This window comes from Paenibacillus rhizovicinus, from assembly GCF_010365285.1.
GTDB lineage: Bacteria > Bacillota > Bacilli > Paenibacillales > Paenibacillaceae > Paenibacillus_Z > Paenibacillus_Z rhizovicinus.
Genome location: NZ_CP048286.1, coordinates 1,245,995 through 1,258,552 on the forward strand (window position 1 = coordinate 1,245,995; position 12,558 = coordinate 1,258,552).

Sequence of the window (12,558 nt, forward strand, 5' to 3'; positions counted from 1 at the left end):
AGCAAGGCCTTCATTTACCCGGACAATCAATGGAGCGCAAAATCGCCCTTCGCTGTTAGCGAAGGGCGATTTTTTTTGAATTTGCGATGACGTTTCCTGGAACGATTAGTGCCCCATCATCATAGCCGGATCCGGAGCGTTGCCGTCCGATGCTTGATCTTCTTCCTTCAGACGAGGCTTGCGAAGAAGCAAGGAGAGCGCCACGCCTACGGTCGCGATGCAGGCGGACAAGAAAAACGTATCGCCATAACCGGCAACGACGGCCGTCAACGGATTCGCATCCTTGCCTGCGCTTGCGGCATGAGACGTGATTTGCGACGTCAGGTAGCCTGTTAAGCCGGCAACAGCGAACGATACGACGACTTGCTGCGCCGCTGTCGTAAGCGGCGTTACGCGGCTTACAAGGCGGCGCGGCGCCGAGTTGAGCACATGCGTGTTGAGCGGCATCATGGAGAAGCCCATGCCGATACCCATCATGCAGATCGCAACGATAATGACCCACAGGCTCGTGTCGACTTTGACGCCCGACAGGATGAACAACGCGACGGCTACGACGGCAAGACCGGCGAAGGCGAGCGGCCGAGCGCCGATTTTATCGAACAGCTTGCCGCTGATCGGCATGCCGATACCTGCGCAGAGTGCCTGCGGCATCAGAATCCAGCCCGTTTCCAGCGCGGTGTAGCCTTTAACGCCTTGAAGGTACAGTGGAACGAGCAGCATGGCGCCGAACAGCGCAAGCTGCACGATCCAGGTCAAGATGATGCTGCGCGTGAAATCCGAGGATTTGAACACTTTCAATTCCAGAAGCGGCTGCTTCTGATTCAGTTCCACGAAGATGAACAGAATCAAGGCGATGCCGCCAACCGTCAAGCCCGTAATCGCCGAGGTCGAAGACCAGCTCGTGCCGCCTTCACTCACGCCGTAAGCCAGCATCGCGAAAGCGATCGGCGCAAGGCACATCCCGATGATGTCCAGATGAGGAGCTGCATGACGTTCGGATTTCGGCAAATATTTGGTTCCGAGAATAAACGCTATGATGCCGATCGGCAAGTTGATGATGAAGATCCAATGCCAGCTGACGGAATCGACCAGCCAGCCGGACAGTACGGGACCGAATGCAGGCGCCATCAGCATCGGAATGCCGAGCACGCCCATAATGGATCCGCGGCGTTCGGGCGGAGCGAGCTTGAAGACCATCGCCATCCCGATCGGAGAAACCATACCGCCGCCCAAGCCTTGAATGACGCGGTAAATGATGAGCTGTTCCGGCGTCTGCGCGATGCCGCACAGAACGGAACCGATCGTGAACAGCGTGATCGTAATTAGAAAGATTTGTTTGGAACCGAATTTGTCCGTCAGCCAGCCCGCAAGCGGAATTACGGCGGACAAGGCAAGCGTATAGCCTGTTACCGTCCATTGAATGGTCTTCAGGTCGGTATCGAAATATTCGACAAGCTTAGGTATGGCGTTGTTAACGACTGTACTGTCCAAAATAACCATGATCATACCAACGATAATGGCGAGCAGCGGCGGAAGAATGGCTTTCAACGAGAAGTCGTCTCCGCCATTCGTCGGGGATAGCTTTTGCGGTCGAGCGGACATGGTGTTTGCCTCTGCTTTCTGCTCAGTGAGCGGTATATTTGTAGAAATAATGATCCAAGAATAAATCGATTTGCTCTTCGACCGATGCTGTAATGACGAATCCTTCGCCTTGCATCGATTTGTGTTCATTCGAAAAGCTGGCTTTGACGATAGGCGACAGAATAGCCGCAAACAATTGCTGCGTCACGAGCAGGAGCTTCTCCCGGCTAGACGGACCGATGATTTCTGTCAAAGCCGCGCCCAGCTTATCGAATCCCTGGCTTTTCAGGAATGACGCATACTCCAATTGGGACTCGAACATTCGTTCCTGGCCGAGCACTCGCTTGATGAGTTCGGGATGTTCCTGCAGCGACGACGTGTACGCAAGCAAAAATCGCTTGAGCCGTTCAAGTGGCGGCAGTCCGATTTCGTCAAATATGGAGAAAGCCTCTTGGAACGAGGCGAGCTGGAGTTTGAGCGTTTCGCTTATCAGCTTCTCCTTCGAACCGAAGTAATAATTGACGAGCGCGACGTTCGCTTCGGCTGCACTGGCGATTTTGCGGATGGTCACCTTATCGATGCCTTCGGCTTTAATCAGTGCCAAGGTGGCGGCAAGTATCTTTTCCCTTGTCGAGTGAATCACTCCATTTCACGATTAAACAAAGATTTAAACATCGTTTAAAACAGTGTTTAATATACCTTGAAACGCCTCTGCCTGTCAACGTTATTCTTCCTTTGGGCAGCGCCTATGATGCAATGCCAAAAGGGCTGCCCCTGCAAATCATTCTGGAAAATGATTTGTAAGGACAGCCCTGTTCTGTTGTTGTGTGGTGTCTTACTGGCGACTGCTTACCTCATACCGGCGATTAAAACCAATCGTCTTGGCCGGCCGTCTCCACTGCAGTCCGTATATCCGGGCGTATCGTCAACGTCTCCACCGTCGCCACCGCCTGAAGAATCATTTCATCCAGATTGGAAATGCTCTCCTCGGCCTTCTCGACGATCCCGAGATTCGGATTGGTCGTCGGATTCTTCGGCACGAACAACGTGCAGCAGTCTTCGTAAGGCAGAATGGACGTTTCGAACGTTCCGATCTGGCGGGCTATGCGAATGATTTCGTTCTTGTCCATCGTAATCAGCGGTCTCAGAAGCGGGAGCTCCGTCGTCCGGCCGATCACATTCATGCTGCTCAACGTCTGGCTTGCGACCTGGCCAAGACTGTCTCCGGTCACGATGCCAAGCGCTTCGCGCTGCCCGGCCAGCTGCTCGGCGATGCGCAGCATCGACCTTCTCATCAGCGTTATGATAAGCGAATTATGGTCGCATTGGGCAATGGCCGTCTGAATGTCGGTGAACGAGACGAGATGGAGTTTAATGGAGCTTCCCGTAAACTGCGACAAGATGCGGACCAGCTCGATAACCTTCTCCTTCGCCTGCTCGCTCGTAAACGGATAGCTGTGATAATGGACGGCTTCGATTTCCAAGCCTTGGCGCATCGCGAGATAGCCGGCTACGGGACTGTCGATTCCCCCCGAGAGCATCAGCAGTGCCTTGCCGTTCGTGCCATGCGGATACCCGCCGGCGCCTTGAACGACGCTGCTGAATACGTAGGTGCCTTCGGGCTGAATTTCGACTTTGAGCTCTACTTCGGGTTCACGGACATTGACTTTGAGTCCCGGGAGCTCGCGCAGCACATGTCCGCCTACCAAATGGTTCATTTCCTGGGAATCATGCGGAAATCCTTTATCCACGCGGCGCACGGACACTTTGAACGTATCCGGCTGCTTCGGCAGCGCACGCATGACGTCGAGCGCCGCGCTGCGAATCGCTTCTAGCTCGTTGACCGTTCGGCGAATCGGACTGAACGAAGCGATGCCGAATACGGATTTGAGCTTCACCGCCATTGCCTCGTAAGGTTCGCCGTTCAGCGTTATATAGATTCTGCCGTAAGCACGGGTAATCTCCGCGCGAGGAAAATCCGACACAGCCCGTTTCACTTTCGCCATGATCCGTTGGTCGAATCGATCGCGGTTCTTCCCCTTCACTGTAAATTCGCCGAAACGAATCAATATCATATCCGGATTCATGTTGTCGTTAATCCTCTCTTCGTTCCAACGGTTTTAATTTTTGCACGACCATCTCAAGCGTGCTGCACAGCCATTCGATTTCGGCGTCTCCATGCTCGTCCCCGAAACTAACGCGGACTCCGCTGGATGCCCGCTCCCTAGGCAGTCCCATTTCTAACAGCACTCTGCTCGGCTCATCGCTCTTCGAAGAACAAGCCGATTTGGTGGACGTCAGAATCTCATGCTGCTCCAGCATGTGGACGATAACTTCAGGTTTCATGCCGGGGTACGAGAAATGAACGATATTCGGAGCAGCCTTGCCGCCAATCCCTGTATCTCTGCTGCCATTGAGCATCAATTCCGGAATACCGTCCAAGCATGCAATCAAACGTTGCCTGAGGGCATACATCCGTTCGGCTCTTGCGGGCTGACTCTCGATCGCAAGCCGGAATGCCTTGGCGGCCGCCACGATTGCCGGAACGTTCTCCGTGCCTGGACGAAGACCGCGCTCTTGCCCGCCACCGCGATAGACCTGGGCAAGCTGCAGCCTCGGATGAATGTAGAGCAGTCCGGCGCCTCGTGGACCGCCCACTTTATGCGCGGTTGCCGAGAACAAGTCGACCCGGCTGCCGACGAGATCAATCGGGAGTTTGCCGACGCTCTGCACGCCATCCACATGAAAGACAATATTGCCGCGACTCTTCAGCCGTTGTCCGATATCCGCGATCGGCTGCACGGAGCCGACCTCATTATTAACATGCATCACGCTGACGAGAGAGGTTTGGTCCGTAAGCGCAGCCTCCACCGCATCAGCGGATACGACGCCGGTCTCGTCAGCGCGCAGATACGTCACGGTCCAGCCTTCTTGCTCCAACTGTCTGCATGTGTCGTAGACCGATGGATGCTCGATGGCAGTCGTAACGATATGTTTCCCGTTCCGGGCTAAACTGCGGGCTGCGCCGACAATGGCGATATTGTTGCTTTCCGTGCCGCCTGAGGTGAACAGCCAATCGTTTGCTTCGGTACCTGCAAACAAGCCGGCGATAACCGATCTGGAACGTTCCAGCAAATTTCGCGCTTCTTGCCCGCTCCGATGCAGCGAGGAAGGATTCGCATAATGCTTGGCCATGATTTCAGCCATTGTGCGAATCACATCCCCATGCGGCGGGGTCGATGCGCAGTGATCGAAATAATACATCGTTTAAGCTTCCTTTCCGTCTTGCTTCATAAAATAAAAAATCACATGGATTCTATTAGTATCGCATAGAAACGAAAAAGATCAACGCAAGAGGCCAAGGCGGTCGTTTCGACGGCGCTTCAGCTTCCCCGTGATCTTGTGTTTTCCGTATGCCGTTCGTGTGGTTGGCTCGTTAAACCGTATAGCCCGTTTGCGCGTTCAGCACTTTCGATACGTAGCGCTGCGTCTCTTCCGGCAGCCGGCTCATCAGCGCTTGGAAGTCGCTGTTCGATTGGATCCCGGCGCGGTCAACCCGGCCCGGGCCGGCATTATAAGCCGCCAAGGCAGCCTGCTCGTTACCGCCGTATTTGTTCATTAGATACGCGAGAAACTTCGTGCCGCCTTCAATATTCTGCTGCGGGTCGAACGAATCCGTTACGCCCAAGCTGCGCGCGGTGCCATCCATAAGCTGCATAAGGCCTTTGGCGCCGGAAGCCGACTCCGCATTCGGATTATTAGAGGATTCCGTATGTATAACCGCTTTGATCAGCGACGGATCGATTCCGTATTTCGCTGCTGCTTGATCGATGATCGCATCGTAATCGCCCGACCCGCTGACGGTATCCGGCTGCTGGTTCAAGCTGCTCAACAAAGGCGCCAGCGAACTCAAGCTTCCGAGGGACATCAAGCCTGCGGTATTCAAATCACCATTGAGGGTCGTAGGATCGCTTCCCGATCCGCCGGCCATATATTGCTGAAGCAGCGAATCGAACATCGAGGAACCGTCCGTCCCCGTCGTCGCGGACAAGACGTTCTCATTGCCGTTCAAATCCAGGCTTGGCATCAATTGGAGCTTCAAAAGCTGCGTCATAATTCGCGGATCAATGCTCATGTCTCGTTTCGTCCCTCCACAGTCATATGCTGTCATTCGACATAGATTAACACTATTTTACATCCTGCTGGATGTTTTAGCCAGTGAGTCGTTAGTCCCAAACCCTTGGCAAACAAGTTTACAACTCTTTCAAAACCTTTTCACAACCTTTTCAAAACCCTTTTCAAAACCCTTTTCACATCCCCCTAAATCCCCCTTCTCCTAAGGGGGACCCCAGGAACTCCGTCCCTGGACCCGGTATGGGCTTGCCTGCTGCCTGGGCCGTCTTCGACGTTACTTTGGCTGTAGGCTCGTTTTCGTCCGCTGACGCGGACACACTTTTCAGGCGGCGTTCTTGCCGGACTTGATGCCCGAAACCATTTAAAACCAGTTCACGACCTTTTCAAAACCTTTTCACATCCCCCTAAATCCCCCTTCTCCTAAGGGGGACCCCAGGAACTCCGTCCCTGGACCCGATTTGGGCTTGCCTGCTGCTTGGGCCGTCTTCGACGTTACTTTGGCTGTTGGCTCGTTTTCATCCGCTGACGCGGACACACTTTTCAGGCGGCGTTCTTGCCGGACTTGATGCCCGAAACCATTTAAAACCAGTTCACGACCTTTTCAATACTTTTAAAACCTTTTCAAAACCCTTTTCACATCCCCCTAAATCCCCCTTCTCCTAAGGGGGACCCCAGGGACTCCGTCCCTGGACCCGATTTGGGCTTGCCTGCTGCTTGGGCCGTCTTCGACGTTACTTTGGCTGTTGGCTCGTTTTCGTCCGCTGAGGCGGACACACTTTTCAGGCGGCGTTCTTGCCGGGCTTGATGCCCGAAACCCGAACCCAAAACCCGAACCCAAAACCTTTTAATGCTTTACAAAAATAAAAAACCGGCGAAGGGAATGCCTTCGCCGGGAGTATTCAGGTGATTGCATAATATAAAGGAACAAGGACCAAGTAAGCAACTACAGCGATTGCGCCAAGCGTAATGGACGCTATTCCAAGACCTCGCGCCCCTTGCCAATAAGCGATGAACCCGACGACGACTGCCGTTGCGCCCAGCACGATCGGCCAGACGATCCATGACATGACGGCTAGAATAAGTGCTGCCCAGCCTGTGGCCACGCCGGCTGATTTGGTTTCTCGAACGGCATCGTTTGTTATCCGCGTCGTTTTGCGATCCGGATAATAGTCCCTCATCGATGCATTCGGTACTGCGATTTCGGCTGCCGCTTCCTCGTTATACGCATCCCTGTCGATATGGTACAGCGGGTTCGTTGCCGAGTCGTCATGCGGACTATGCTCGAACTTTCCGTGTGACTCACGTTCGCGTTCCAATCGGCCTCACTCCTTTGGTTTAAAGGTATGGCAACATGTGGACGCACTGTTCGATGCTTCGTCTTGATGGTCGTGAACGAATCCTTCGTCCGCGAATTCGGACCCGAAATCAACATTGGCATGGCGGTCGATATCGACCTGAATTTTGTCCGCGCCGCACTGGTTCCCGTCTTTCCAGAAGGAGCAGTTAGCAACGCTGCAGCTTACGCCATTCGGCATAAAAATCACCCCCGGTATCAAGTTGCCCGTACCGGGGGTGATTTATGTCTGCCTTATTTTTGTCCTTGCATACGGCGTTGGGTCATATAATCGCTTTCGTAATAGGCCAGGTCGTCGCGAAGCTCTTCGAAAAGCTTGGATACGGACAATACGATATCGCGTGCCGTACGAACCGGTTTCTTGCGGAAGCGAATTGCATCTTGTCCCGTGTAAGCGTAACGGCCGTCTTCGGAATAACATTCGTTCTTCGGATAGAAAAATGCATTAACACATTGGTGGTAAACTTCGTAAAGCGCGCGTTCCGCGAAATCCGTATCGAAATTCGGTCTTCTCAGCGCCACGCCGAGCTTCTCATACGCCACTTCGGAGAAAACAAGCATATGACGAAGATCAGACAGCAATCCTTTATAGAAAAGCTCTGATTCGTTTCCTTGGTCTTCAGCGGTAAGCTGCGGAAGAGCGTGTTCGTTCAGAAACGATTCCAGTTGGCTGATGGCAAGTTTTAGTTTGTCTCTCGTTGATTCGCTAATCGCTTTTACATTAGTCGAAGGCATGATTGGTAGATCCCCTTTCATCGTCGCGAACAATACTTAAATCATCAACATCGTACCACAAATGCGAGATAGATGGTACTCTCGAATAAAACGTCGGAGCCGTATATTTTCCTTCCGGTCACGTTACCCTATGGTCAAGAGGCGATGCGGGAAGTTCCGCGACTTTGCGTTGCAGCGCCAATCAGGGAGGAAATGATCGAAATGACACGACGTAAATGGATCGGCTGGTTCGCTGTGATTGCCGCCGTCGCTTTGCTGATACCGCTCACCCCATGGTTCGGCGGCCATGCTCCGAGCGATAAGGACAAGAAAGCCCAGATGAACACGATGTCGGCGCACAAAGAACATCAGCTCAAGCTGGCTACCGTGAAATCCGATATGAATAAAACCGCTTTGTTGTGCACGACCGAGTGCTCGCGTAATTTCCAGAAGCTGATCAAGCACGAAGCGGCGATGCCCATGAACAAACAGCATCTTCAGCATATGATGCGCATGCACAAACAGATGGTCTACGTGTGGTGGCATCATCAAGACGGCAGCATAGCGGAAGGCACCAAGCCTTCTTCTTCGAAGCTGGACACGCTAATACGCCAAGCGAAGAGTAACGTCTTGGCTGGCAAAGACTTCGCCTCCTCTCCGCTGCAAGCGAACGGACACCGTTATATGGTGATCGGCGAAGCTGACACGGTTCACAAAGGCGACGGCATCGTTGGCGTTCTGCTGCAGGATATTGTCATGAAAGTCCAAGATCATCAGCGGAGAAACCTCCGACTCGTCCCTTATCCGGCGGAAGGCAAATATAAAATCGAATCGGTGAAGCCGAATTCCACCGTCGACATTACGGTCAAGAATGGCGAAGATAACGGTAACGCCAGCCATTACCATATTAATGAAGTCGTCGTCAGATTCAGGCTGCATCCGTCCCCCGACGAAATGGCTCAGATTCAGCGGGACATTACGGCGCTCTCGACGAAAAAGCTTGGCTATACGTATGTATTCCGGTCCCGCGTTATGGAAGCGGACGATATGATGCGTTATTTCAAAAGCAACCGTAACGTCGTCTATGTGGAACCGCACTATTTGTATATGACGAACGATACGGGAACGGTCAACATGAACGCCAATCCGGCAAGCACGGATACGGATTTCATTCCGAATGACGCGCTGTACTCGCAATACCAATGGAATTTGCCTGTCATCGAGACCGAGAAGGGCTGGCAGGTTTCGAAGGGCAGCGACCAGGTGCTGATCGGGGTATTGGATACCGGCGTGCAAGCAGATCATCCGGATCTGGTCGGAAAAATCGAAGAAGGCACCAATTTGGTCGACGAAACGAGCCCTCCTGACGATGATGTTGGGCATGGGACGCATGTTTCCGGAATCATCGCGGCTTCCGTCAATAACGGCGAAGGCGTTGCAGGGTTAACCTGGTATAACAAAATCGTGCCTATCAAGGTGCTCGATGCAAGCGGCGCCGGTTCTACGTATTCGGTCGCCGAAGGGATCATCTGGGCAGCCGATCATGGCATCAAGGTCATTAACATGAGCCTTGGCAACTATGCCGAAGCCCAGTTCCTGCACGATGCCATCAAGTACGCCTACGATAAAGACGTCGTCCTAGTCGCGGCAAGCGGCAACGACAATACGGAACGCCCCGGCTTCCCGGCTGCGTATCCGGAGGTGCTCGCAGTCGCTTCCACGAATGCGGACGGCGCGCGTTCGGAGTTCTCCAATTACGGCGACTATATCGACGTCGCCGCGCCCGGCATGAGCATCGCCAGTACGTATCCAGGCAGCCAATACGCCGCCCTGTCCGGCACGTCGATGGCAAGCCCGCACGTCGCCGCCCTTGCGGGGCTCATCCGCTCTATTAACCCGGATTTGAAGAACACCGAGGTGATGGACATTATTCGCAAATCGGCGCAGGACCTAGGAAATAAAGGCAAAGACAAGTACTTCGGTTACGGGCTGATCGACATCGACCGCGCGCTGCTGGAAGCGCGCCAGTCGAAGGTGTCCTTGCAGCAATTCCCGCAGCAGGTGGAACGCCGCCTGGAGCAAATCGCGCGCAAATACAGCTAACTTCTAGCTGAATGCTGCATTTCCGTCTCGCGACGCAAACGCAAACCAATCAGCCCTTAGCTGAATGCTGCATTTCCGTCTTGCGACGCAAACGCAAACCAATCAGCCCTTAGCTGAATGCTGCATCTCCGTCTCGCGACGCAAACGCAAACCAATCAGCCCTTAGCTGAATGCTGCATTTCCGTCTCGCGACGCAAACGCAAACCAATCAGCTTTAACAACGAAATAACCCGCAAGGCATAATGCCTTGCGGGTTATTTGAGCATATGGAAAGCTTGCCGTAAGCCGGGTTCTGTACTTCGCGTGGTATAACGGGAACTACCCTTCCACTTGTGAAGCGACAATCATCTATCTAGGCCGATCATTGCTAATCAGCTCAAGCGACCAACCCGAACGCGTCCCGGGCAGGGATGCAGCGCGAAGCTGCTGCGTTCTCTCGGTCTTGCTCCAGATGGGGTTTACCAGCACCGTTGTCACCAACGGTCCTCGTGGTCTCTTACACCACGGTTCCACCCTTGCCTGTGCTGCGTCAAGACGCAGCCATCGGCGGTCCATTTCTGTGGCACTATCCTTCGGCTCGCGCCGACTGGACGTTATCCAGCATCATCGCCCTATGGAGCCCGGACTTTCCTCTCGCGGCACGAAGCCGCCAGCGATTGTCTGTCAAACTTTCCGTGTATTCAACAGTATACTAGGAACTGCGGCAAACCTCAAGGCGGAAGCGAAGTTTGGTTCGCGTTCCCTGCCCGCGGGCAGGGAAAACCGCCATCTTCAGGAAGTTCCCCTTCTATTTTCTAGAGAAAACGGAAAACTTCCGTATTGATTTGCGACGCTGCGGCCTCCGTCGCGTATTTGCGCTGCTGCAGCTCTTGACGAAGCCATTCGGCCAAACGCGGTTTCATGAGCTTCTCGATGTTATGACCGGGATCGATGATCGCAAGGCCTGCGGCTTGCGCGTCTTGCGCGGTATGGTAATCGATGTCTCCCGTTACGAGCACGTCCGCGCCAGCAAACGACGCATGGCGGATATATCGGGAGCCTGATCCCCCAAGTACGGCTATCTTGCGCACGAGACGTTCCGGGTCTCCAACGAGCCGCAGCGCCGGCACGTCGAAGGCCGTCTTCGCCTGTTCCGCCAGATCGCCCAGCTTAACAGCTGCAGGCAATTTGCCTACTCGGCCTAAGCCGAATACGCGTCCCTTCAGCTCCACGGGATACAGGTCGTACGCGACTTCCTCGTAAGGATGAACCTTCAGCATCGCCTGAACGACCTTCCGATGAACGCTATGCGGAACGACTGTTTCTACTCTGACTTCCTGAACGCGTTCCAGACGCCCGGTATCGCCGATGAACGGCTTGGCGTCGTCTCCAGGCTTAAACGTGCCTACGCCGTCGATATTGAAGCTGCAGTGGCTGTAATCGCCGATTTGACCGGCTCCTGCATTCCATATCGCTTGCAGCACTTGCTCGTGATGCGTTTGAGGCACGAATACGACCAATTTATACAGCTTGTCCGTATGCACGTCCTCTAATGAGGAGCGGCCTTCCGCAGGGATTCCCAGCATATCGGCCATCCAATCATTAATGCCGCCGTCTGCGACATCAAGGTTCGTGTGCGCAATATAGACGGCAATATCGTTCTTGATCAGCTTCTCGTACAGCTTGCCGGCAGGCGTCGATGTATCCAGCTTGGCAATCGGCCGATAGATGATGGCATGGTGCGCGACGATCAGCTCTGCTCCGATTGCTATCGCTTCGTCCACGACCTCGGGCGTGACGTCGAGCGCCACCAGCACCTTCGTTATTTGCTTCTGCAGCGTTCCCAGCTGCAGTCCGATTTTATCGTTTTCCATCGCAATATGCTTCGGTGCCAGCTGTTCAAGAAGCTGGACTACGGTTTGTCCGTTCGCAAACATGACAGCACCTCCTCGATCGCATTGATCTCTTGGCGCAGCTGCGTCTGCTTATCGCGGGATTCCGCAAGGTCGGATTGCTCCAGCTGCTTGCAGATGCGCTCCAGCTTGCCGATTTCATGCCGCCATTTGTTATCCAGCAGCTCCGCGCGCTGACGCAGCAAATAAGGTCCCATACGATAAAGCCAATTCCGCTTCTGCTCCGTTTCCAGCGAAACTGCCAAGAAACCGGGATCATACAGCGTTTCATTCGTTGTTTCCTTCGGACTGTCCGATGCACGAAGCGCATGAAGCACCTCGTACATCTTGCCGTCCTCTTCCAATAGCGTCTCGTCCTGAAGCACAAAACCATGCTCCACCAGCCATTTGCGGACGATTTCCTCGCCGACGTTCGGCTGCAGCACGAGCTCTCTGACACCAGCAAGCTTACCCGCCAGTCGTCCTGATTCCAGTATATCCGCCATCAGGGCGCCGCCCATTCCGGCAATCGTAATCGTATCCGCTTCGCCAGGCTTCAGGACGCCTAAGCCGTTCCCTTGTCTTGCCTCGATTGCTTTCGTAAGCCCCGCCTCGGCAATTTGCCTTCTTGCTGCTTGGAACGGGCCTTCATTCAGCTCCCCGGCAATCGCCGAAGGACATTTGCCGCATTGCAGCAAATATACGGGAAGCAGCGCATGATCGGAACCGATATCCGCTGTACGCGCTCCTGCCGTAACTTGATCCGCAATCGTTTGTAATCGTTTTGATAACTTTATCATG

General features: G+C 54.0%; 11 protein-coding genes and 1 other RNA gene. 1 reads left to right on the plus strand and 11 read right to left on the minus strand.

What is annotated here, in order from left to right:
- Positions 1 to 105: 105 nt before the first annotated feature.
- The 8 genes from GZH47_RS05810 to GZH47_RS05845 form a co-directional block, all read right to left on the minus strand.
- Positions 106 to 1,602 (minus strand): MDR family MFS transporter, encoded by a 1,497-nt coding sequence (locus tag GZH47_RS05810; protein WP_225446372.1) that lies wholly within the window; start codon positions 1,600 to 1,602, stop codon positions 106 to 108.
- A 22-nt stretch (positions 1,603 to 1,624) separates the two neighbouring features.
- Positions 1,625 to 2,224 carry a TetR/AcrR family transcriptional regulator gene (locus tag GZH47_RS05815; protein ID WP_225446373.1) on the minus strand — a complete coding sequence of 200 codons (600 nt, stop codon included), beginning with the start codon at positions 2,222 to 2,224 and terminating at the stop codon, positions 1,625 to 1,627.
- Between the two features lie 223 nt (positions 2,225 to 2,447).
- Positions 2,448 to 3,668, minus strand: a complete 1,221-nt coding sequence (thiI, locus tag GZH47_RS05820; protein ID WP_162639136.1) for a tRNA uracil 4-sulfurtransferase ThiI — start codon at positions 3,666 to 3,668, stop codon at positions 2,448 to 2,450.
- A 7-nt stretch (positions 3,669 to 3,675) separates the two neighbouring features.
- Entirely contained in the window at positions 3,676 to 4,845 is a 1,170-nt protein-coding gene (locus GZH47_RS05825) for a cysteine desulfurase family protein (protein ID WP_162639137.1), read from the minus strand.
- 172 nt (positions 4,846 to 5,017) lie between these two features.
- Complete coding sequence (locus GZH47_RS34495) at positions 5,018 to 5,716, minus strand: lytic transglycosylase domain-containing protein (protein WP_162639138.1); 699 nt, start codon at positions 5,714 to 5,716, stop codon at positions 5,018 to 5,020.
- An 898-nt stretch (positions 5,717 to 6,614) separates the two neighbouring features.
- Positions 6,615 to 7,031 (minus strand): DUF4190 domain-containing protein, encoded by a 417-nt coding sequence (locus GZH47_RS05835; RefSeq protein ID WP_162639139.1) that lies wholly within the window; start codon positions 7,029 to 7,031, stop codon positions 6,615 to 6,617.
- Between the two features lie 6 nt (positions 7,032 to 7,037).
- Positions 7,038 to 7,250, minus strand: coding sequence for a DUF1540 domain-containing protein (locus GZH47_RS05840; RefSeq protein WP_162639140.1), 213 nt, complete (start codon positions 7,248 to 7,250; stop codon positions 7,038 to 7,040).
- A 53-nt stretch (positions 7,251 to 7,303) separates the two neighbouring features.
- Positions 7,304 to 7,804, minus strand: coding sequence for a YpuI family protein (locus GZH47_RS05845; RefSeq protein ID WP_162639141.1), 501 nt, complete (start codon positions 7,802 to 7,804; stop codon positions 7,304 to 7,306).
- A gap of 201 nt (positions 7,805 to 8,005) precedes the next feature.
- Between GZH47_RS05845 and GZH47_RS05850 the strand changes: the two genes are divergently transcribed.
- On the plus strand, positions 8,006 to 9,886 hold the full coding sequence (locus GZH47_RS05850) for a S8 family peptidase (RefSeq protein ID WP_162639142.1): 1,881 nt from the start codon (positions 8,006 to 8,008) through the stop codon (positions 9,884 to 9,886).
- A gap of 266 nt (positions 9,887 to 10,152) precedes the next feature.
- Here GZH47_RS05850 and rnpB read toward each other — a convergent pair.
- The 3 genes from rnpB to GZH47_RS05865 all read right to left on the minus strand — a co-directional run bounded on the left by rnpB (position 10,153) and on the right by GZH47_RS05865 (position 12,557).
- Positions 10,153 to 10,558, minus strand: an RNA gene (rnpB, locus tag GZH47_RS05855) — RNase P RNA component class A.
- Positions 10,559 to 10,680: 122 nt separating this feature from the next.
- Positions 10,681 to 11,802, minus strand: coding sequence for a Nif3-like dinuclear metal center hexameric protein (locus tag GZH47_RS05860; protein ID WP_162639143.1), 1,122 nt, complete (start codon positions 11,800 to 11,802; stop codon positions 10,681 to 10,683).
- Complete coding sequence (locus GZH47_RS05865; protein WP_162639144.1) at positions 11,778 to 12,557, minus strand: tRNA (adenine(22)-N(1))-methyltransferase; 780 nt, start codon at positions 12,555 to 12,557, stop codon at positions 11,778 to 11,780. The genes GZH47_RS05860 and GZH47_RS05865 overlap by 25 nt, the downstream gene beginning before the upstream one ends.
- Position 12,558: the final 1 nt, after the last annotated feature.

Excerpts from the sequence above, each read along its gene's own strand:
- thiI (WP_162639136.1), bottom strand. The coding sequence starts at position 3,668 with ATGAATCCGGATATGATATTGATTCGTTTCGGCGAATTTACAGTGAAG.
- GZH47_RS05850 (WP_162639142.1), top strand. The coding sequence starts at position 8,006 with ATGACACGACGTAAATGGATCGGCTGGTTCGCTGTGATTGCCGCCGTC.
- GZH47_RS34495 (WP_162639138.1), bottom strand. The coding sequence starts at position 5,716 with ATGAGCATTGATCCGCGAATTATGACGCAGCTTTTGAAGCTCCAATTG.
- GZH47_RS05845 (WP_162639141.1), bottom strand. The coding sequence starts at position 7,804 with ATGCCTTCGACTAATGTAAAAGCGATTAGCGAATCAACGAGAGACAAA.
- GZH47_RS05825 (WP_162639137.1), bottom strand. The coding sequence starts at position 4,845 with ATGTATTATTTCGATCACTGCGCATCGACCCCGCCGCATGGGGATGTG.
- GZH47_RS05810 (WP_225446372.1), bottom strand. The coding sequence starts at position 1,602 with ATGTCCGCTCGACCGCAAAAGCTATCCCCGACGAATGGCGGAGACGAC.
- GZH47_RS05860 (WP_162639143.1), bottom strand. The coding sequence starts at position 11,802 with ATGTTTGCGAACGGACAAACCGTAGTCCAGCTTCTTGAACAGCTGGCA.
- GZH47_RS05865 (WP_162639144.1), bottom strand. The coding sequence starts at position 12,557 with ATGATAAAGTTATCAAAACGATTACAAACGATTGCGGATCAAGTTACG.
- GZH47_RS05840 (WP_162639140.1), bottom strand. The coding sequence starts at position 7,250 with ATGCCGAATGGCGTAAGCTGCAGCGTTGCTAACTGCTCCTTCTGGAAA.